Source organism: Dyella sp. (assembly GCF_035277725.1).
Taxonomy (GTDB): Bacteria; Pseudomonadota; Gammaproteobacteria; order Xanthomonadales; family Rhodanobacteraceae; genus Dyella_B.
The window spans coordinates 1-21,346 of the sequence record NZ_DATEJY010000071.1; the positions used below are offsets into that span (position 1 = coordinate 1).

At 63.0% G+C, this 21,346-nt stretch carries 17 protein-coding genes; 10 read left to right on the forward strand and 7 right to left on the reverse strand.

The genetic code is table 11. From position 1 onward, the window contains the following. From VJR68_RS06985 to VJR68_RS06995, 3 genes are all read right to left on the reverse strand, one after another. Positions 1 to 446 (reverse strand): YceI family protein (locus VJR68_RS06985; RefSeq protein ID WP_324146933.1); only part of this gene is annotated, 446 nt, incomplete at its 3' end. Beyond that, positions 443 to 1,024: a cytochrome b gene (locus tag VJR68_RS06990; protein ID WP_324146934.1), complete on the reverse strand. Its 582-nt coding sequence runs from the start codon at positions 1,022 to 1,024 to the stop codon at positions 443 to 445. The genes VJR68_RS06985 and VJR68_RS06990, both read right to left, overlap by 4 nt. Continuing rightward, positions 1,021 to 1,635: a YceI family protein gene (locus VJR68_RS06995; RefSeq protein ID WP_324146935.1), complete on the reverse strand. Its 615-nt coding sequence runs from the start codon at positions 1,633 to 1,635 to the stop codon at positions 1,021 to 1,023. Before VJR68_RS06995 ends, VJR68_RS06990 begins: the two co-directional genes overlap by 4 nt. A 124-nt stretch (positions 1,636 to 1,759) precedes the next feature. Here VJR68_RS06995 and VJR68_RS07000 point away from each other — a divergent pair, with 124 nt between their 5' ends. Continuing rightward, positions 1,760 to 5,401 carry an ATP-binding protein gene (locus VJR68_RS07000; protein WP_324146937.1) on the forward strand — a complete coding sequence of 1,214 codons (3,642 nt, stop codon included), beginning with the start codon at positions 1,760 to 1,762 and terminating at the stop codon, positions 5,399 to 5,401. Between the two features lie 219 nt (positions 5,402 to 5,620). Here the strand turns inward: VJR68_RS07000 and VJR68_RS07005 are convergent, their stop codons facing one another. Together VJR68_RS07005 and VJR68_RS07010 are read right to left on the reverse strand one after the other, a co-directional pair. Beyond that, positions 5,621 to 6,043 carry a DNA polymerase III subunit chi gene (locus VJR68_RS07005; protein WP_324146938.1) on the reverse strand — a complete coding sequence of 141 codons (423 nt, stop codon included), beginning with the start codon at positions 6,041 to 6,043 and terminating at the stop codon, positions 5,621 to 5,623. Positions 6,044 to 6,104: 61 nt separating this feature from the next. Continuing rightward, positions 6,105 to 7,598 carry a leucyl aminopeptidase gene (locus VJR68_RS07010; protein WP_324146939.1) on the reverse strand — a complete coding sequence of 498 codons (1,494 nt, stop codon included), beginning with the start codon at positions 7,596 to 7,598 and terminating at the stop codon, positions 6,105 to 6,107. Positions 7,599 to 7,695: 97 nt separating this feature from the next. On the opposite strand from VJR68_RS07010, the gene lptF reads away from it, so the two are divergent. The 4 genes from lptF to ltaE all read left to right on the forward strand — a co-directional run bounded on the left by lptF (position 7,696) and on the right by ltaE (position 11,497). Beyond that, entirely contained in the window at positions 7,696 to 8,799 is a 1,104-nt protein-coding gene (gene lptF / locus VJR68_RS07015) for an LPS export ABC transporter permease LptF (RefSeq protein ID WP_324146940.1), read from the forward strand. Then, complete coding sequence (lptG, locus tag VJR68_RS07020; RefSeq protein ID WP_324146941.1) at positions 8,799 to 9,902, forward strand: LPS export ABC transporter permease LptG; 1,104 nt, start codon at positions 8,799 to 8,801, stop codon at positions 9,900 to 9,902. Before lptF ends, lptG begins: the two co-directional genes overlap by 1 nt. Next, positions 9,895 to 10,347, forward strand: coding sequence for a putative toxin-antitoxin system toxin component, PIN family (locus VJR68_RS07025; RefSeq protein ID WP_324146942.1), 453 nt, complete (start codon positions 9,895 to 9,897; stop codon positions 10,345 to 10,347). The genes lptG and VJR68_RS07025 overlap by 8 nt, the downstream gene beginning before the upstream one ends. A gap of 136 nt (positions 10,348 to 10,483) precedes the next feature. After that, the gene (gene ltaE, locus VJR68_RS07030; RefSeq protein WP_324146943.1) at positions 10,484 to 11,497 is read left to right on the forward strand and encodes a low-specificity L-threonine aldolase; all 1,014 of its coding nucleotides are present in this window, start codon (positions 10,484 to 10,486) and stop codon (positions 11,495 to 11,497) included. Between the two features lie 51 nt (positions 11,498 to 11,548). On the opposite strand, the gene VJR68_RS07035 is transcribed toward ltaE, so the two are convergent. After that, positions 11,549 to 12,820: a polyhydroxyalkanoate depolymerase gene (locus VJR68_RS07035; RefSeq protein ID WP_324146944.1), complete on the reverse strand. Its 1,272-nt coding sequence runs from the start codon at positions 12,818 to 12,820 to the stop codon at positions 11,549 to 11,551. 133 nt (positions 12,821 to 12,953) lie between these two features. Beyond that, complete coding sequence (locus VJR68_RS07040; protein WP_324146945.1) at positions 12,954 to 13,454, reverse strand: RDD family protein; 501 nt, start codon at positions 13,452 to 13,454, stop codon at positions 12,954 to 12,956. 79 nt (positions 13,455 to 13,533) lie between these two features. Between VJR68_RS07040 and xerD the strand changes: the two genes are divergently transcribed. The 5 genes from xerD (at position 13,534) to VJR68_RS07065 (ending at position 21,102) form a co-directional block, all read left to right on the forward strand. Next, entirely contained in the window at positions 13,534 to 14,457 is a 924-nt protein-coding gene (gene xerD, locus VJR68_RS07045; protein WP_324146946.1) for a site-specific tyrosine recombinase XerD, read from the forward strand. Positions 14,458 to 14,624: 167 nt separating this feature from the next. Beyond that, positions 14,625 to 15,407, forward strand: a complete 783-nt coding sequence (locus VJR68_RS07050) for a disulfide isomerase DsbC N-terminal domain-containing protein (RefSeq protein WP_324146947.1) — start codon at positions 14,625 to 14,627, stop codon at positions 15,405 to 15,407. A 60-nt stretch (positions 15,408 to 15,467) separates the two neighbouring features. Beyond that, complete coding sequence (locus VJR68_RS07055) at positions 15,468 to 16,334, forward strand: DNA ligase (RefSeq protein ID WP_324146948.1); 867 nt, start codon at positions 15,468 to 15,470, stop codon at positions 16,332 to 16,334. 161 nt (positions 16,335 to 16,495) lie between these two features. Next, on the forward strand, positions 16,496 to 20,356 hold the full coding sequence (gene purL / locus VJR68_RS07060) for a phosphoribosylformylglycinamidine synthase (protein ID WP_324146949.1): 3,861 nt from the start codon (positions 16,496 to 16,498) through the stop codon (positions 20,354 to 20,356). Further along, entirely contained in the window at positions 20,314 to 21,102 is a 789-nt protein-coding gene (locus VJR68_RS07065) for a hypothetical protein (protein WP_324146950.1), read from the forward strand. Before purL ends, VJR68_RS07065 begins: the two co-directional genes overlap by 43 nt. Positions 21,103 to 21,346: the final 244 nt, after the last annotated feature.

The following is a 21,346-nucleotide window of genomic DNA, read 5'->3' on the forward strand; positions in this document are numbered from 1 at the left end:
CCGGTAACATCCAGCGTGGCGCCGTTGCCTTGCGGCTTGAACACCACGTTCAAGCTCACCGGCTTGGTTACGCCGCGCAGCGTCAACATGCCATCGGCAACCACGTGGCTGCCTTGCTGATGAAACGCCGTGGTAACGAAATGCGCCTGCGGATATGTCGCGACGTTGAAGAAATCCGCGCCGGGCAAGGCGCTGTCACGGTCGTTGTCGCCGGTCTTGGCGGTGGCCAGGTCGACCGTCACGTCGAATTTCGATGAGGCCAGTTTCGCTGCGTCATAGCTGATGACGGCCGTCCATTTGTTGAAATGGCCATCGAAATTGCTGCCCTGGAAGTTGCTGGTGAAACCCAGCGTGCTGCCGGGCTGCACGTTGTAATCGGCAGCGTTGGCGAGGCATGGCACGGCCAGGGCGAGCAGCAAAGCAAGGGAAGGCGTGCGGACATTCATGTGAGTTCTCCTGAAGTGGTCTTGCTTTGACGCACGCGTGCGAACGGCAGCATGCGCCGCAATACGTTGTCCTGTTCAAAGAAATGATGTTTCAAGGCGGCGCCGATGTGTCCCACCAGCACCAGCAGCAACAGGTAGAACAGCCACTCGTGCACTTCGCCGGCGAGAGGCGAAAGTTCGTCATTTTTCGCCGCCAGTGCCGGCAGATTGAACAGCTTGAACCATTGCAGCGGATAACCGTGCAGCGAATTGAACAGCCACCCGCTCAACGGCATGGCGAGGATGAATCCGTACAGCACGACATGCGTGGCATGCGCCATGACACGCTGCCAGCGCGGCATCGGTTCGTCCGGTGGCGCACCGTCATACAAGCGCCAGGCCAGGCGCAGCGCGAACAGTGCCAGCACCGTCAGGCCGATCGATTTATGCAGGGCAAAGATGTTGATCTTGCTTATCGACGGCGCCATGCCGGTCATCAGCAAGCCCCACACGCCGTTGCCGAGGATGCCCAGGGCGACCATCCAATGGAAAAACTTGGCCACCGAACCCCATTGGTGACCATTACTGCGCAAACTCATGGATGCTCCTTATCGTTGCTTGAACTGTTGCGTATGCCTTCGAGTTCCAGCCAGATGGCGACGCTGTGGCCGATGGCATTGGGAAAGCCGTTGATGCCGAATGCCGTGCGATCGAGCGTGGCGGTGGCGGAAAAGCCGGCCACCGTGTGCAAGCCATAGATCGTTTTGCCGATGCGGTTGACGCGAAACGGAAGGTCGACTGGCTGGCTCACGCCGTGCAGGGTGAGCGTGCCATGCAGCACGCCGTGCGTATCGTCCTTGCGTTCCACTGAGGTGCTGACGAAATGCGCGGTCGGATACGTCTTGCAATCAAGCAGCGAGCCTTTGCATACCGCTTCATTCCAGGCGGTGTCACCCATGTCCAGGCTGTGCATATCGATATCCAGTTCGGTACTCGATTTGGACCAATCGTCCGGATCGAAACGCAGCGAGCCTTGGGCGATATGCAGTCGTCCCAGCGGGCGTGAGAAGCCATCGTGGTCGATGCTGAAGACGATCTGGCTGTGCACCGTGTCGTAGCGGTAGCTGTCGGAGGCCGCGTGGGCAGGCGGCACCGACACAAAGCCGAAACATGATGCGAGCAACAGAATGGCGAGCCGTAAGCGGTTCATGCTGGAAGTCTGGCGGAAACGTTTTGGCTCCGCCAGCGCGCGGCCAGAAACGGATTGTTGCGTTGCCATGAACAACGCGTGCGGCAGTCAGACGGAACTGGCATGATTTCCCCTCGCGAAGCGCATGGGTAGGGTGATTGCTTCGCCTGGCATGCTTGAGGGCTTGTTAGTGGCGGTATTTCTGTTGGGGCTGGCTTTTCTGTTGGGTGCGTCTGCGCCCAGCAGTGCTGCAGCGGGATCCGCATCGCCGCCGCCGACCGCCGTGCACGCGCCCGACGTCGCCCCGCTGCCCACGCCCCAGTTCCGCCGCTACGGCACGCAGGACGGGCTCCCGAGCAGTGTCGTCTATACCGTGGTGCAGGATCACGACGGCGCCATGTGGTTCGGCACCAAGGGCGGCCTCGCCCGTTTCGACGGCGTGCGCTTTCAGGTGTTCCGGCACATGGAGAACGATCCGGACTCGCTTTACAACAACGAGATTTCGACCCTGCTGGTCGACCAGCAAGGCAGGCTCTGGGCTGGCAGCCTGGATGCCAGCCTGAATCGGTATGACGCCGCCACGGGCAAGTTCACGCACTGGGGGCACGATCCGGGCAATCCGCAAAGCCTAGCCAGCGATCAGGTGTGGTCGATCGCGCAAACGCCGGACGGCACGATCTGGGTGGGCACCGCCGACGGCCTGGACCGCATGCTCCCCGATGGCCAGGGTTTCGAGCACATCACGAATCCCTTGCTCGGCCTGTACCCCAGCGATTTCGGGACGGTGGCGACGTTGTATGTGGACCCTAAGGGGCGCCTGTGGGTGGGATCCGATCGTGGGGTGTTCCGCCGCGAAGCCGATGGTGGCTTCGTGCGCATCAAGCCCGCAGATCCCAGCCAGTCGATGGACGCTTGGCGCATCAACGGCAGCGGCAATGAAGTGCGGATCGCTACCGGGCGCGGCCTGCTGATGGTCGGTCCGGACGACGTGGCGCACTTGTTCGGCGAGTCGACGATTCCGCACCGGACCAACGTGATGACCAGCACGCGCGACAAGGCCGGTCATCTGTGGATCGGCACCCAGCGCGGCATGTACCTGCAGATGCGTCCGGACGCGCCCGTCATTCAATTGGTCGATCAACCGTTGCTGCACGGCGATCTGCCCGGCACCTGGATATGGCAAACACGCGTCGACCGTGAAGGTGGCCTGTGGGTGACGACCTTCGAGGGCGGCGTTGCTTATCTCGCGCCCGACTGGAACCGCTTCAGCCGCTTCACGCACATTCCCGACGATCCCGACAGCCTGCGCGATTCGATGGCCACCAGCATGGCGCGCGGTCGCGATGGCCGCCATGTATGGGTGGGTGAACGCGATGGCCGTGTGGATCGGCTGGATCCCGTTACCGGCAAGGTCGAGCACATTCTTGACGGTCTTGGCGGCGACGTGGTCGGCATGACAGAGGACTTTCGTCAGCGCTTGTGGATCGTTGCGCAGGGCGCCCTGTATCGCTACGACTACGTGCACGACCGGCTCGACCAGGTCGATGTGCAGGGCGCGATGCTCGATCACCCGCTCGAAGTCGAGCCCGGTCTCGACGGGCTGATGTACGCGCGCACGTTCGGCCACGGCATTTTCCGCATCGACCCGGAGACGCTGGCGGTGTCTCCGGTAGCGATGGACAAGCCGAACGAGAAAGTGATGTGGGGCAGCCAGATGACGCTCTACAAGGGCACCTTCTGGTACGCCAGCGATGGCGGGTTGATGTGGTTTGATCGTGCACGCGACCGTTTCGTGATGGTGCCTGGCATACCGGCCGGCAAGGCCATCGATGCGTTCGATTTCGATCGCACCGGTGTATGGGTGGCCACCGAGGATGGTCTATCGCATTACCACCTCGCTGGACAGCGCATGGTGCTGGACAAGAGCGTGGATGCCGAACACGGCTGGCCATCGTTGCGCGCCGTGGACATGGACGTCGACTGCCTGGGGCGGGAGTGGATTTTCAGCATCGAAGGCTTGTGGCGCTACGATCCCGCACGGGGCACTTTCTACCATGTGGGTCTGCAAAACGGCCTGGCGAACGGCGAATTCGATCGCGGTTACGCGCTGTTACCCAATGGCTATCTCTATGCCGCAACGAACGGCGGCGTGGTCGGCTTCGATCCCGACAAAGTGGATCCGCCGCTGGTACCGCCCACTTTGTCGGTGACCGAGATCACCGTGGATCACAAGGGTGCGATCCGTCATTTGCCCTTGAGCGCGCAGCCGATCCGCGTGAGTTGGCGTGACAGCCAATTGCACATCCAGGCCACGCTGTTCTCCTACATCAACCCGTCTGCCAATCAGTACCGCTTCCGTCTCAACGGTTTCGACAGCGACTGGGTGGATCGCGGCAATCATGGCGAACGTGAATTCACCGGCCTTGGCAGCGGCGATTACATCCTCGACATCATGGCGCGCAGTTCAGAAGGCGAATGGGTGCAGCTGTCCGCACCGTTGCACATCATCGTGCAGGCACCGCCGTGGCTGCGCTGGTGGGCGTGGCTGCTTTACGTGTGCGTGACGGTGGGCCTGGGATTGCTGGTGATGCTCGCCTGGCGTCGTCGGTTGGCGCATCGCCGCCGCATTCTGTTTGCCGAACAGCGGCATCAGATTGCCGAGCAGGCGAGTGCGGCGAAGAGTCGCTTTCTCGCTACGCTCAGCCATGAAATCCGCACGCCGATGACGGGCATGATGGGCATGGCCGAGTTGTTGTTGGCGACACCGCTCAACGATACGCAGCGCGAATACGCCGAATCCATGCAGCGCGCGAGCAACTTGCTGCTGAAACTGCTGAACGATGCGCTGGACTTGGCGCGCATCGAAGCTGGCAAGCTGGTGCTGGATCCAACGCCGTTTGAACTGCGCCCCGTCTTGCAGGATGTCGTGCGCCTGCAAAAAGGCGCTGCACATGCCAAGCGCCTGACACTTGAGTTGCACGTCGATGAAGACGTACCCGCCTTGCTGATTGGCGATGCGCTGCGCATTCGCCAGGTGCTGTTCAATCTGGTCAACAACGCAGTGAAATTCACCGAGCGCGGCGGCATCCGCATCGATGTCCGTTGGGCGGATGGCTCGTTGTCATTGGACGTGAGCGATACCGGCCCCGGCATTTCCGAAACTAGCAAGGTCCGCCTGTTCAGCCGCTTCGAACAGGACGAAGGTCCGCAACGCAGTATCGGCAGCGGCTTGGGCCTGGCCATCTGCAACGAACTGGTCGGTCTGATGGGCGGCCGCATGACGCTGGATTCCACCCTCGGCGAAGGCAGTACGTTCCATGTACACCTGCCTTTGGAAGTGGCGCCGGCAACCGCGCACGACGAATCGGAGCGCAGCCACCGGCGCGTGTTGAATGTACTGCTGGTGGAAGGCGACGCCACCATTGCCGACACCATTCGCGCCATGCTCGAACATCAGGGGCATCGCGTACGGCACGCCAACCATGGTTTGAATGCGCTGGCGGAATTGGCGGTGGAATCCTGCGACGTAATGCTGTTGGAGCTGGATTTGCCCGGCATCGACGGTTTTCAGGTGGCGCAGTTGATTCGCCGTGGCGATGTCGGTGGTGAACAGGTGCCGATCGTCGCGTTGTTGGTGCGTGGCGATAAGGAAGAGATCACACGCGGGCGACAAGTGGGCATCGATGCGTTTTTGCACAAGCCGTTGAACGGCACGCTGCTGGCGTCGGCGTTGCAGGAGGCCATGATGGCGCGGGCGGCGGCGTCGAAAGATATAAAGATGGCGTAGGCCGTTGCTGCTTATCGTCATCCCGGCGAAGCCTGCTGCTGTCCGGGAAATTTTCCGCTGCTCCAGCAGAAAAGCTAAAACAACGTCACTCCAGCGAAAGCTGGAATCCATTGCCTTTGCGCATTTGCAAGTCACTGGATTCCAGCTTTCGCTCGAATGACGAGCTGATAGCGATGTAGGTTGGGGTTTGGCTGCGCCTCGCCCCAACCTGCGGGCGGATCACATGTCGTGCTTGTTCACGTCGAAACCCAGCCGCTGATATTCGCGCCAGCGTAAGCGCGAACCTTCGCGTTCTTCCGGATTGGCCGCCACCACTTCCAGCACGCGTTCGCCATAGCTCTGCGGGCATTGCTCGCGCAGGTTGATGGTAAGCGGACGCGCCGGCGTGTCGACGCCGGGCGGCGCGATCAGTACGGCGGTGTCGCCGTCGTCGTCATCGCCGGCGAGTTGATGCGGGATGTAGGTGTCGTCGTCGAACGACCACAGCAGTTCGTCCAAGGCTTCTGCCTGCTCGAAGTCACGCGTGAGGATGAGCGTTGGCTGTTGCGCGGCGAACGCTTTGCGTGCCAGTTCGCACACAAGCAACAGCGGTTGTTCGCTGAAGCGCGGCTTGGCGATGAGGTAGAAGTCGGCGCGGGGCATCGTCGTCAGTGGCGAAGAGGGGAGGGAGCAGAAGCGTTCGCGCGTCTGTTCCCGAATGGGATCAGCCGGCGCGATCGATCAGCCACTGCGCCAGCAACGATACCGGGCGACCGGTGGCGAGGCCCTTGCGACCTTCGTCCCACGCAGTGCCGGCAATATCCAGATGCGCCCAGCGCTGCCCTTCGGTGAAGCGCGACAGGAAGCATCCGGCAGTAATGGCGCCAGCATTCTTGCCGCCGATGTTGGCCACGTCGGCGAAGCCGGAATCGAGCTGTACCTGGTAGTCGTCCCACAGCGGCAAACGCCACGCGCGATCGAGCGACAGCTCGCCGGCACGCAGCAGTTCTTCGGCGAGATCGTCGTGCTTGCTCATCAGTCCGCTGGCGTGCTTGCCCAGTGCGATCACGCACGCGCCGGTCAGTGTGGCGGCGTCGATCAGCACCTTGGGTTGGAACGTTTGCGCGGTGTAGGTGAGCGCGTCGCAAAGAATCAGGCGGCCTTCGGCATCGGTGTTGAGCACTTCGATGGTGAGGCCGGACAGGCTGGTGAGCACGTCGCTGGGGCGATAGCTGTCGCCGTCGGGCATGTTTTCCACGGCCGGCACGACGCAGACGAGGTTGATTTTCAGGCCCAGCTTCACGGCCGAGACGAACGCGCCGAGCACACCCGCGGCGCCGCCCATGTCGAACTTCATTTCTTCCATGCCCGGACCGGGCTTCAAGCTGATGCCGCCGGTATCGAAGGTGATGCCTTTGCCGACCAGCGCGTAGGGTTTCTCGTCCGCCGCGCCGCCTTTGTATTCGAGCACTACCAGCTTCGGCTTGTTGGCCGAGCCGCGGCCGACGGCCAGCAGCGAGCCGAAGCCTAGGCGCTGCATTTCTTCGTGATCGAGCACTTTGCAGCTGACCTGGTTGGCGACATGCGCCTCGGCGAATTTCGCCGCTTGTTCGGCGATGTAGGCCGGGTTGCAGATGTTCGGCGGCAGGTTGGCAAGCTCGCGTGCGAAACGCACGCCTTCGGCCATGGCGACAGCCTGATCGAGGCCGACTTGTGCGTGCGCGTCGGCGACGAAGCCGAGGCTGCGCAGTTCCGGCTGGCCGCTCTTCTCGCGCGGCTTGAAGGTGGCGGTGTAGCGGTAGGCGGCGTAATCGGCGGCCAATGCGGCGGTACGAACGCGCCATGCGGCGTCATGACCCGGCACGTCCGCTTCGGCGAGGAAGGACACGGCGCCGTCGATCGGCAGGCGCGTGAGCGCGCGGGAGGCTTCCAGGTTCACCTTCTGGAAGCGCGCGGCGTCGAAGCCCTTCTGTCCGCCCAGGCCGATCACCAGTACGCGCTTGGCCTGCACGCCTTGGGGCGCAAACAGCAGGGTGCTGCTGCCGGCCTTGCCGTTGATGTCGCCGCTTTCCACCTGGCGCTTGATCGCACCGTCGGCTGCGCTATCCACGCGCGCTGCGGCGCTGGTCAGCAATCCGTTTTCATAGACGCCGACCACCACGCACGGGGTGTCGACGGTTTCGGGGGCGGCGGAGACCAGGCTGAATTGAAGCGTCATCGTCATTTCCTGCGGGAAGACCGGCACGCACCGAACCGGCTAGACTACGGGTTTGCCTGCCAGGACCGGCTAGGCACGGAACTCATAATTCTATCGCATGCTGAGCATCCTAGACCGGTATTTCCTGCGCGAGCTGGGCACGACCATCGGCGCCACAGTCATCGTGCTGCTGGTGATCATGGCCGGCACCACGTTTGCGCACGTGCTTGAGCAGGTGGCCAAGGGCAGCTTTCCGGCCAGCGTGATGTTCCAGGTACTGGGCCTGAACATGATCGACACCTTGTCGAGCATGCTGCCGCTGGCAGGCTTCCTGGGTGTGCTGCAAACGTTCGGGCGCATGTATCGCGAAAGCGAGATGCACGTGCTTGCCTCCTCGGGCATGGGCATGGGCGGCTTGCTGCGGCCGATGGCGATCGTGGCGGCGACCATGCTCACGCTGGTATGCGCGGTGTCGATGTGGCTGGGGCCGTGGTCGGCGCGCACCTCCGACAACCTGGTTGCCGCAGCCAACCGTTCCATCATCGCCGCGGGCCTCGATGCCGGCCGTTTTACCGAGCTGCCGGGCAAGGGCGGCATCATCCTGGTCGATACGCTGAGCCGCGATGGCCAGAAGCTTGGCCGCACGTTCATCGCTGCCGAGCGCACCAACAAGGACGGCAGCCTGGTGATGAAAATGGCCACCGGCCAGCACGGCAACCTCTATTCCAACAGCGACAGCAGCAACCGCTATCTGGCGTTGAATGACGGCTGGCAATACGAAATTCCGCTGGGCGAGGACAACTGGCGCCGCATGAAATACGAGCGCAACGACAATGCGCTCTCCAGCATTCAATCGGATGACGAAGCCGATCCCATCCACAACCTCGACATGGTCGACCTGATGCGCAACGTCACGCCGGATGCGCGCGCCGAATTCGCGTGGCGCACGGTGGTGCCGCTGATGACGCTGGCGTTGCTGATGCTGGCGATGCCGCTGTCGAAACAGACGCCGCGTGAGCCGCGCTACGGGCGCATGCTGATCGCCGTGCTTGGCTTCTTTCTTTACTACAACCTGCTTGCCTTGTGCCGCGGTCAGCTGGCCAAGGGACACTGGCATCACGCCACGCCGATGTGGCTGCTCAGCCTTGGATTGTTTGCGATTGCTGCCTGGAGTTTTCGCAACCAATACACCGCGCGCGCGCCGCGCAAAGCGGGGTCCTGATGGCTAGCTTGCGCGTCAAGCGTGTCGACTGGCTGATCGGCATCACCGTCTTCGGTTCGCTGCTGATGGTGTGGCTGATCCTGGTGGGCCTGGATGCGATGATCCAGTTCGTGCGCCAGCTCGGCTTCATCGGCCGCAATGGCTACACGCTCAGCAATGCCATTTTCTACATCGTGGTGACGATTCCGCGCCGCATGTACGAGATGTTCGGCTTTGCTGCGCTGATCGGTGGTTTGATGGGGCTTGGCGGCCTGGCTTCCACCGGCGAATTGACGGCTTTGCGTGCTGCAGGCATGTCGCGCTTGCGTATCGCTGTGTCGGCGGTGGGCGTGGTCGCGGTGCTGGTGGCTGGCGTGGTCATCATGGGTGAAACCGTCGGGCCGTGGGGCGACCAGCAGGCGCAGGCCTTGCAGTTGCGTCTGCGTTCCGGCGGCAACCTCGGGCTTACCAGCAGCGGTTTATGGGCGCGCGATGGCGACCGCATCATCAACGCCAAGAGCAGCGGATTGCGTAACGCAGGCGATCACTCCTACGTGCAGCTCAGCGACGTGCGCGTGTTCACGCTGACGCCGGATGGCCGGCAACTGAGCCGTTTCGATGAGGCGAGCACCGCCGAGCAGGTTGGCAAGGAATGGGTGCTCGACCACGTGCGCACCACCACGGTGGACGACAAAGGCGTGCACAGCAGCACCTCCGCCAACGAACGCTGGGATTCAAGGCTCGATCCGGAAGTGCTGCAGCAATCGCTGGTGCAGCCGCAGTACCTGGCGATGCGCGATCTGCAGCACATCATCACCTACAAGCGCAAGAACGGGGAGAACACCAGGCCCTACGAAACGCCGTTCTGGGGCCGCGTGATGTACCCGATCAATGTCTTGGTGCTGGTGTTGTGCACCATGCCGTTCGCCTTCGGCGCGCTGCGCTCGGGCGGCCTGGGCAAGCGCATTTTCATGGGCATGATCATCGCCATCAGCTGGTACTTCGTGCAGAAGGCCATCGTGAGTTTCGGTACGGTGTATGGCATTCCGCCACTTGCCGCAAATATATTGCCAGCGGCGCTGATGGTGTTCATCGCCTGGTTCTATTTCCGCAAAAATGCGTGAGGTGTCCGGCGCGCTGCGTTTCGTGCCCGACACCAATGTCTGCCTTGATCTGTTTGTGTTCGGCGATCCGCAAAGCGCCGAGTTGCTTGCCGCCGTGCACGCGGGCGACGTCGAACTGGTGACACGCGAGGATTGCCGCGCCGAATGGCAGGCCGTGCTGGCGTATCCGCAGTTGAAGCTGGATGAGCGCAAACGCGCGCAGGCGATGGAGGCTTTCGATCGATACGTGCGCTGCGTCGATGACACCGCCAGCCGTAGCGATGTGGCGCTGCCACGCTGCCGTGATCGTGATGATCAGAAATTCCTGGAGCTGGCCCATCAGGCGAGTGCCGTGGCATTGCTCACGCGTGATGATGAGTTGTTGCGTCTTGCCCGGCGTGCCAGGCGGGATGGCCTGTTTGCCATCTTGCCACCCGCGTCATGGCGAGTGGCGACAAACCGGTAGGTTGGGGTGCGAACCCCAACATCATGATCCTGATCGACATGGCGATGTTGGGGTTCGCACCCCAACCTACACTGACTTGCCGCGCGTCACGCTACCCGGCAAAGTCATAGGCCCCGCATCCATCAATGAGGACACCATGGACTGGATCGATCTGCGCAGCGATACCGTCACCAAGCCGACACGCGCGATGCGCGAAGCGATGCTCGATGCCGACGTCGGCGATGACGTCTATGGCGAAGATCCCACCGTCAATGCCTTGCAGCAGCGTCTTGCAAGCGATCTCGGTTTCGAAGCGGGATTGTTCGTGCCCTCCGGCACGCAATCCAATCTGCTGGCGCTGATGTCGCACTGCGAGCGCGGCGATGAATACATCGTCGGCGCCGATGCGCACACGTACAAATTCGAAGGTGGCGGTGCGGCGGTGCTGGGTTCGATCCAGCCGCAGCCGATTCCGCATGATGTCGACGGCACGCTGTCGTTGGACAAGGTGAAGACTTCAATCAAGCCGATCGATCCGCACTTCGCACGCACTCGCCTGCTCGCACTGGAGAACACCTGGCACGGCCGCGTGTTGCCGCTGGATTACCTGCGCGCCGCGCGTGAATTCACACGCGAGCGTGGGCTCGCCCTGCATCTAGATGGCGCGCGGCTCTACAACGCGGCGGTGGCGGGTGGTGTGCCGGCACGCGAGATTGCGCAACACTTCGACAGCGTGTCGGTGTGTTTGTCGAAAGGATTGGGAGCGCCGGTCGGGTCGGTGCTGGTCGGCTCTGCCGCATTGATCGAGAAGGCGCGGCGCTGGCGCAAGGTCGCCGGTGGCGGTTGGCGCCAGGCCGGCTTGCTGGCCGCGGCATGCTCGTATGCACTGGATCACCACGTTGCGCGTCTGGCAGACGATCATGCGTGTGCCGTGCGCCTGGCGAATGGCCTGCAGAGCATCGCCGGCATCAAGCTGCTTGGCCAGCACACCAACATGGTGTTTGTCGACGTTCCCGCCGAGCGCCTGCGCGAGCTGGATACGCATCTGCGTGCTGCGTCGATACGCATCAGCATCGGTTACTTGCCGACGCTGCGCCTGGTGACGCATCTGGATATCGACGACGCCGGTGTGGAACGTACTATCGATGCGTTCAAGACATTCTTCGCGTAACGCCCATGGTCGTCATTCCGCGAAAACGGGAATGACGACCATGGGGTTACGTCAGGCGCGCTTGGTGGATACCAGCGCCAATTCCGAGCGGCGAATAAAGTCGCGAATCTGCGGATAAACCATCTCGCGCCAGCGACGCCCGCTGAAGATGCCGTAATGCCCGGCGCCCTCGACCACGCGATGCGCGCGGCGCGACGCGGGAATGCCGGTGCACAAGTCATGCGCTGCTTCGGTCTGGCCGATGCCGGAAATATCGTCCAGCTCGCCCTCGATGGTGAGCAGGCTGGTGCGCTTGATGGCACTCGGGTCGACGCGTTCGCCATTCACTTCCCACAAGCCGCGCGGCAGCAGGAATTGCTGGAACACCGTGCTGATGGTGTCCAGGTAGTACTCCGCCGGCATGTCGAGCACGGCGTTGTATTCGTCGTAGAACTTGCGGTGTGCCTGGGCGTCGTCCAGATCGCCGCGCAACAGATTGAGATAGAAATCCCAGTGCGAACTCAGGTGGCGGCCCGGATTCATCGCCACAAAGCCGGCATGCTGCAGGAAGCCCGGATAAACCTCACGGCCATGGCCCGGATAGTTGATCGGCACGGTGTGGATCACATTGCCACGGAACCAGCTGAGCGGCTGCTGCATGGCCAGGTTGTTGACGCTGGTGGGGCTGCGGCGCGGATCGATCGGGCCGCCCATCATCGTCATGCTGCGCGGCGTGGCTTCGCCGCGCGCGGCCATCAGCGAAATCGCCGCCAGCACCGGCACGGTCGGCTGGCATACGGAGATGACGTGCAGCGATTCGGCGCCGATGTGGCGGATGAAGTTCTCGATCGTCGCGACGTAATCGTCGAGATGAAACGCACCGGCCGAGGCGGGAATCATGCGCGCATCGATCCAGTCGGTGATGTATACCTTGTGGTCTTGCAGCAGCGTACGCACGGTGTCGCGCAACAGCGTGGCGTGGTGGCCGGAGAGCGGCGCCACCACCAGCACGACCGGTTCGTTCTTCATCTTCTCGATGGTGTCCGGATCGTCGCTGAAGCGCTTGAAGCGGCGCAGCTGGCAGAACGCTGTTTCCAGATCGATGCGTTCGATGATCGCAATCTGGTTGCCCTGCGGGTTGGTGATGCTGTGGATGTCGAAGGACGGCTTTTCGTAATCCTTGCCCAGACGGTGGACCAGCTCGTAACCCGCCGCCATGCGCTGCGCACCCGGCATCTGCGCGAGGGGACTGCTGGGATCGGTAAGCATGCGGGCGCTGGCTTCAGCGTAGTGGCTCAAAGGGCCGAGGAAGGCGCGTTGCCATTCGTGGAGCTGGTAAAGCATGGGCGGGAACCGGCGGGTAAAGTCACATGATAGCCGTTTACGCGCGGCAATGTTGCATTGCGACAGGATGGCGTCGCCTTGCGTATCAACGGGTTATGTGTGGCCGTGTCTCAAGTGGCCGGCGACGGCGAGGTCAGGCAACTCGCCGCAGCTCACAGCCAGCCACCAAGTCATGCACCGCTCGATGGCGGCGATCGAGCAAAGCCGCGGCAAACCACACCCCCCATGCCGCCGCTACGGCCCAAAGCGCCGCCCGCAGTCCCCATGCAGGCGCGAACCAAAGCAGCAGCAAGGGCAGCGCGGCGATGAGCAGCCGAACCAGTGCCTGCCGCAATGTCAGCCGTGCACCATCGCTCGCCGCGATCCGGATGCGCCATGGCCGCATGCCCAGCGTCTGCCCGCCACGCAACCACGACACCAGGAAATACGCCGCCACCATCAACCCTTGCAGCGGCTGATACCACCAAGCGATATGCACCTGAGCGCCAGTGGTGATCAGCTGCCCATGCGTGGCGAACTGGCAGACCAGGCCGACCGTCGCCACGATGGCGAGTACCGCGAACAAGTCGTAGAACAGCGCGAACAGGCGCCGCCACAATGGGCAATACGGATCGGTCGTGCTTGCTTGTGTCATCGGATCGCCATCCACTCTGACATGTGATTGCGCAGCGTCACGCTTGCACTACGTGGGCGTAACGCCCAGCATCGTGCGCATGAAACAGAACGCTAGTAAAGAGCCCGCTGCCGTGGCCGAGGCGGACGAGCTGGAAATTGCCGCCTTCCTTGAGCGCGTGTGGTCCGAAGATGGCCTTGCCGAACGCACGCTGCAGGCCTATCGCCAGGACCTGGAAGCACTGTCGCGCTGGTTGTCGGCGCGTGGACGCATCTTGCGCACGGCGCGGCGCGAAGACCTCTCGGCGTTTCACGGCTCGCAACCGGTGGCGGTGCGTTCGATGGCGCGGCGCCAATCGGCGTTTCGCAGGTTCTATGCGTCGATGGCGCGCAACGAGCCCGGCTTTGAAGATCCCACGCTGCTGATCGAACGGCCCAAGATGCCACGCAGCCTGCCCAAGGCCTTGGCCGAACGCGAAGTGGAGGGCCTGCTGCATGCGCCCGACGTGGCGACCACGCTGGGCCTGCGCGATCGCGCCATGTTGGAGTTGATGTACGCCTCAGGCCTGCGCGTTTCAGAACTGGTGGAATTGCCACTGGCAGCGCTGAATACGCGCCAGGGCGTCTTGCGCGTGACCGGCAAGGGCGGCAAGGACCGGCTGGTACCGGTGGGCGAGGTGGCATTGGAATTTATCCAGTCCTATCTCACGCAGGCGCGGCCGGTGTTGGCGAAAGGGCGGCAGCCGGCGGCATTGTTCCTGAGCAAGCGCGGCGAAGGCATGACGCGGCAAATGTTCTGGACCTTGGTCAAGCGACATGCCATCGCTGTTGGCATCAACAGCAAGCGTATTTCTCCGCATGTGTTGAGACATTCGTTCGCGACGCATTTGCTCAATCACGGCGCGGACCTGCGCGCCTTGCAAATGCTGCTGGGCCATAGCGCGCTGAGCACGACGCAAATTTATACGCTGGTGGCGAAGGAAGGTTTGAAGCGCCTGCACGCGCAGCACCATCCACGCGGTTGATACGAGCGCGGTAACAGAATGTGTTGAAGCTTCAAAATCAACACTGGCCAAGCGGCGTAGCATGGCGGCCATGGGACAGCCATATCGGCGCTTCCCTACAACGGGCCATCGCAATCGATATGCGATACTCGACGTCTTTCTCACGTAGCCGCTCGGTAAGAGGTTATATGTCCAAGAAGTTCTGGCTGATGCTCTGCGCGAGCGTGCTGGCGATGCAGGCAGGCACGGCATTGGCGGGTGCCACGGTTTCCACGCCACCGGCGGCGAACACGCCGGAAGCGGTGGTGCGGCAGGCATTGCTCAAGCTGGTGCCCAAGGCGCAGATCGATCAGGTCGCACCGTCGCCGTTGCCGGGTTTCTATCAGGTGATCGCCTCTGGGCATCTGGTATACGTCAGCAGTGACGGCAAGTACCTGATCAACGGCGACGTGATCGACGCCAGCAAGGGCAGCAGCCTCACCGACGATGCCTGGGCTGCGTATCGCAAGACGCAGTTGGCCAAGGTGCCGGTGTCTGATCGCATCGTGTTTGCGCCGCCGAATCCCAAATACACCGTGACGGTGTTTACGGATGTGACGTGCCCGTACTGCCGCGTGCTGCACGAGCAGATCAAGGACTTCAACAAGGAAGGCATCGCCGTGCAATACCTGGCATGGCCGCGCTCGGGTGTGACCGGCGACGACGGCAAGCCCACCAAGACGTACAAGGAAATGGTCTCCATCTGGTGCGCGGCCGATCGCAACGATGCCTTCACGCAAGCCAAGAAAGGGCAGGATCCGAAACCCGCCGATTGCAAGAATCCGGTCAAGGACCAGTTCGATCTTGGCCTGCGCCTGGGCGTCACCGGTACGCCGGCCGTCTATGCCGAGGACGGCACCTTGATCGGCGGTTATCTGTCGCCGCAGGACATGCTGAAAGCGGTGCAGGAGCATTCCGCCAAAGGCGGCTGATCGAAGTTGATTCATCGACGCACGCCGTAGCAACGGCGGCGTCGCTCACAGGGAAGTGTCATGCGCAAAGCGAAGCGTCTAGCGGGCCGGTTATGCGGGCTGCTGTTGTTGGTAGGGCTGAGTCTGGTTGCGCCTGCCTACGCCATAGCGCTCGCGTCGTCGCCGGTGATGCTGGCCAATGTCTATCACGCCGGCATCACGCTCGGCGATTACTGGATCAGCGAGAAGTACGACGGCGTGCGCGGTTATTGGGACGGCCAAACGCTGCGCACGCGCAGCGGCGCCATCATTCCCGCGCCGGCATGGTTTACCGAGCGCTGGCCGAAGACTCCGATGGATGGCGAGTTATGGGCAGGACGCGGCCGCTTCGAGCAAGCTTCGTCCACCATCCGCCAACAGCCTGCCGCTGACGATGCGTGGCGTCAGATGCGCTACATGGTGTTCGACTTGCCTGCGCATGCAGGCACGTTCGATCAGCGTATTCCTGCGCTGCAGAAGCTCGTCGCGCAGATGGACCAGCCATGGGTGCAAGCCGTCACGCAGTTCAAGGTTGCCAATGCGGCGGAGCTGCAACACAAGCTCGACGAGGTGGTGCAGGGTGGCGGTGAAGGCCTGGTATTGCACCGTGGCGCCTCGCTCTACCGTGCCGGCCGCAGCGATGATCTGCTGAAACTCAAACCGTTCGATGATGCCGAAGCCCGCGTGGTCGGCATCGTGCCCGGCAAGGGCAAGTACGCCGGCATGATGGGTTCGCTGCTGATGGAACTGTCGGATGGCACGCGTTTTCGCATCGGTACCGGCTTTACCGACGAGCAGCGCCAGAACCCGCCGGCGGTGGGCACCATGGTTACGTTCCGCTACCAGGGCATGACGGCCGCGGGTAAGCCACGGTTTGCGCGCTTCATGCGGGTACGGGAAGAGCCCTGACCTGATGCGGCACGCAGGCTGGGATGAAATCCCAGCATAAGGGCGCTCAAAAAAGCGGGGATTTCATCCCAGCCTACCCGCGTCAGTCACGCCTCCGCCCAGGGAGAGCCCCCGCTCAGGTACAATACGCGGCTTCCACCGCCTAGCGCCTTTTCCCCGCAATGATCGCACTCGACGGGCAGAGCGCCCTCTCGCCGTTTCGTCTGGACCGTCTCAACGCCCGCCTGGATGCCCTGCATCGTGGCACCCGCGTGCAGGCCTGCTGGTTCGTCTACTTCATCGATGCTGCTGCCGAGCCCGATGGCGAGCAGCGCAAGCGCCTGCTGGAGGCGCTGGAAGCCAAGGACAGCAAGCCCGAGCTGGCTTCGCTGTGGATCGTGCCGCGGCTGGGCACCATTTCCCCGTGGTCGAGCAAGGCTACTGACATCCTGCATGACTGCGGCTTCGACGTACGCCGCGTCGAGCGCGGCATTGCCTACCAGGTCAGCGGTCTGCCGGCGACCGAGGATGCGAGCTACCGCGAGCTCCTGGCAGTACTGCACGATGCGATGACGCAATCGGTGCTCACTCGTCTCGATCAGGCGCAGGGCCTGTTCCTGGCCGGCCAGCCGGGCGATCTGCTGCACATCAAGCTGGGTACCGATCCGCGCGCAGCATTGGCGCGCGCCAATACCGACCTGGGCCTCGCACTGGCCGATGACGAGATCGATTATCTCGCCGCCCGCTACGCCGAACTCGGCCGCGATCCCACCGACGCCGAACTCTTCATGTTCGCGCAGGCCAACTCCGAGCATTGCCGCCACAAAGTGTTCAACGCCAGTTGGACGCTGGACGGTGAAGCGCAGGAGAAAAGCCTGTTCGGGATGATCAAGAACACGCACCAGCATGCTCCCGCGTACACGCTTTCCGCCTACAAGGACAACGCAGCCGTGGTCGAAGGCCACGCCGGCAAGCGTTTCGTGTGCGGCGAGGATGGCGTGTGGCGCGCCAGCGAAGAGCGCATCGAATACGCGATCAAGGTGGAAACGCATAACCACCCCACCGCGATTGCACCCTGGCCGGGCGCGGCCACCGGCGCTGGCGGAGAGATCCGCGACGAAGGCGCCACCGGCCGCGGCGCCAAGCCGAAAGCGGGCCTTACCGGTTTCTCCGTTTCTGATCTGCGCATTCCCGGGTCTCCCATGCCGTGGGAGCTCGAACGCCCGCTGCCGCCGCGCATGGCCAGCGCGTTCGAAATCATGCGCGACGGCCCGCTCGGTGCCGCGGCGTTCAACAACGAATTCGGCCGTCCTTGCCTCGGCGGCTATTTCCGCACCTACGAGCACGAAACCGGTGAAGCCGGCGTGCGGCGCGGCTACGACAAGCCGATCATGATCGCCGGCGGCATCGCCAATATCCGCAACGACCACGTGCAGAAGCGCGAGCTGCAGCCGGGTCACGCGGTGATCGTGCTGGGCGGTCCGGCCATGCTGATTGGCCTCGGCGGTGGCGCGGCGTCGTCGATGGCGTCCGGTGCATCCAGTGCGGAACTCGACTTCGCTTCCGTGCAGCGCGACAACGCCGAGATGGAACGCCGCTGCCAGCAAGTGATCGACAGCTGCTGGTCGCTCGGCGAACACAATCCCATCGTGAGCATCCACGATGTCGGCGCAGGCGGTTTGTCCAATGCCATTCCCGAATTGCTCAACGATGCGGGCGTGGGCGGTGACATCGACCTGTCGAAAGTGCCCTGCGACGATCCTTCGCTCTCGCCGATGCAGGTGTGGAGCAACGAATCGCAAGAGCGCTATGTGCTGGCGATCGCGCAGGAACACTTGCCGCAGTTCGAAGCGTTCTGCGCACGCGAGCGTTGCCCGTATGCGGTGGTCGGCACGGCCACTGAAGAACGCGTGCTGCGCGTGACCGATCCGCGCCGCCAGCTGAAAGTGATCGATCTGCCGATGGACGTGCTGTTCGGCAAGGCGCCGCGCATGCATCGCGAGACCAGGCACATCAAGCCGCGCATCGATCTGGTTCCGGATCTCAGCGGCATCGGCATGGACGAAGCGCTGATGCGCGTGCTGCGCCTGCCGACGGTGGGCAGCAAGAGCTTCCTTGTCACCATCGGCGATCGCACCGTGGGCGGCTTGTGCTCGCGCGACCCGATGGTCGGCCCGTGGCAAGTGCCAGTGGCCGACTGCGCGGTGACGCTGGTGGATTTCGAAGGCTACCGGGGCGAAGCGATGGCGATGGCCGAGCGCGCACCGGTGGCACTGCTCAACAGCGCGGGCGCGGCACGCCTGGCAGTGGGCGAGGCGATCACCAATCTTGCCGCGGCACCGATTGATCAGTTGAACGAAGTGCGTCTTTCCGCCAACTGGATGGCGGCCGTGAATCATCCCGGCGAAGACGCGGCCTTGTTCGATGCGGTGAAAGCGGTGGGCATGGAGTTGTGCCCCGAACTGGATATCTCCATTCCTGTCGGCAAGGATTCGCTGTCGATGCAGACCGTGTGGAAGGACGGCGATACGCCGCAACGCACGGTCGCGCCGGTGTCGTTGGTGATCACCGGTTTTGCACGCGTCAGCGATGTTCGCCGCACCCTCACGCCGCAACTGCGGATGGATCGCGGCGAATCGGATCTGTGGCTGATCGATCTGGGCGCCGGCCGCGATCGTCTTGGCGGTTCCGCACTCACCCAGGTGTTCAACCGCGGCGGCGGCGTGCCGCCGGATCTGGATGACGCCAAGCGCCTGAAGGCGTTGTTCGATTTGGTGCAGGAAGCCAATCGCGCCGGCATGCTGCTGGCCTATCACGACCGTTCCGACGGCGGCGTGATCGTGACGCTGCTGGAAATGGCCTTTGCCGGTCGTTGCGGTCTGGAAATCACTTTGGATGGCTGGGCCGAAGCCACGCTGCGTTCGCTGTTCAACGAAGAGCTCGGCGCGGTGATGCAAGTAGCCGCGGCCAACCGCGAAGCGTTCGAGTCGCTGCTGATCAAGCATGGCCTGGCAGGCATGAGCAATCGCATCGGCCGTCCCAAAGAAAAGCTCGGCATCAAGCTGTTCCTCAACAAGGACACGCTGTTCAAGTGGAACTGGACGCAGCTGTTCAAGGCGTGGAACGAAACCAGCCATGCGATGCAGCGCCTGCGCGACAACCCGGCAAGTGCGGATGCCGAACTGGAATGGCGCATCGACGATGCCGATGCCGGCATCAGCCCAAAGCTCACCTTTGATCCGACCCAGGACATCGCCGCGCCGTACATCGGCAAGGGAGCGCGTCCGCGCGTGGCGGTGCTGCGCGAGCAGGGCGTCAATGGTCAGGTCGAAATGGCCGCGGCATTTACGCGTGCCGGTTTCGATGCCGTCGACGTGCACATGTCCGATCTCGCCAGCGGCCGCATCAAGCTCGGCGATTTCCGCGGCTTTGCCGCGTGCGGCGGGTTCTCCTTCGGCGACGTGCTTGGCGCAGGCCGCGGCTGGGCAGCATCGATTCTCTACAACGACATGCTGCGCGCGGAATTCAGCGCATTCTTTGCCGACACCAGCAAGTTCGCGCTGGGCGTGTGCAACGGCTGCCAGATGCTGAGCCAGCTGAAAGACATCATTCCCGATGCGCAGCACTGGCCGAAGTTCCTGCGCAATGCCTCCGAGCAATACGAAGCGCGCCTGGCCACGCTCGAAGTGCTGGATTCGCCCAGCATCTTCTTCAAGGGCATGCACGGTTCGCGCATTCCGGTGGTGGTGGCGCACGGCGAAGGCCGCGTGGCGTTCCCGGCCTCCTGCAGCCCATCCAAGGCAGGCGGCGCGGTGCGTTTTGTCGACAACCGCGGCAAGCCTACCGAACACTATCCGCTCAATCCCAATGGCTCGCCGGGCGGCCTCGCCGGCTTCACCGCGGCGGATGGGCGCGTGACGATCCTGATGCCGCATCCGGAGCGCGTGTTCCGCAGCGTGCAGATGAGCTGGCATCCGGATAACTGGGGCGAGGATTCGCCGTGGATGCGCATGTTCCGCAACGCCAGGGTGTGGTGCGGCTGAGTTTTGCCGCATCGGGACGCCGGTGGCCGGCCTGGTTGCTGGCCATCGCATGGGCCGTGTTGCTTGGGGTGATGCCGTGGTGGGCAGGCCTGCCGTTGTTGCTGGGGTTGGCCACCATCCAGGTCATTGGATTGCCACGCTTGCAGCGCTATCACCACCTGCTGCAGCGCGCCTTGCGTTGGGGCTTCGCCGGCTTGCTGGCCGCAAGCTATCGCGCTTTCGATAACCATGGCCTCGGCCTCACCTTGACTGCGCTGGCCGCGTTGGCCGGTTTTTCGCTGCTGGTGCTGCTCGAATCCTGGCAGGATCACAAACCTCGGCGCAGCACTGCTGCCGCGGCTGCCTCACCGGCATGGAGCGAACTGGCGCTGGCGCCGATCGGTCCCGCCGACACGCTGATCGAATTGCGGGCGCCATGCTGGATCGCGCTGGATGGTACGTCGCCGGCGCTTCCCGCTGATGTAAGCCTGTTGGATAAACATAACTGCCGCATCGGCGCACATACGCACATCGGCCCGGTCGAACCACAGGTTTCCATTGCCCCGGACGAATGCTGGCTCGCGTGGCCGATGACGGCGTGGCGCGGCGTGGTGCTGTACGATCGCGCCCACGACAGGTCGTATCGGTTGCGCGGTTGGCAACTGTATGGATGGCATGCCGGCGAGGCGTGGCTGAACCGCGATGAGGATCAGCCGCCGTTGGCGCTGTCGCATGTGCTGGGGCAGGATGTAGTCGACAGGTCGTAGCAAAACCATCGCAGCTTGGCACTAACTCAAGCGTCGTCGCCCCGGCGAAAGCCGGGACCCAGCGAGGTTGAGGATCTAAAAAGTCACTGGGCTCCGGCTTTCGCGGGACGACGATTCAAGATTTTTCGCAGTATTCGAGCAAGTGCGGCCTAAATCAGTGCCGTTGGGGTTAGCGCAGCGTACCCAGCGATGTTTTCAAAAAATATCGGGTTACGCTGCGCCAACCCAGCCTACCCCCCCGCAG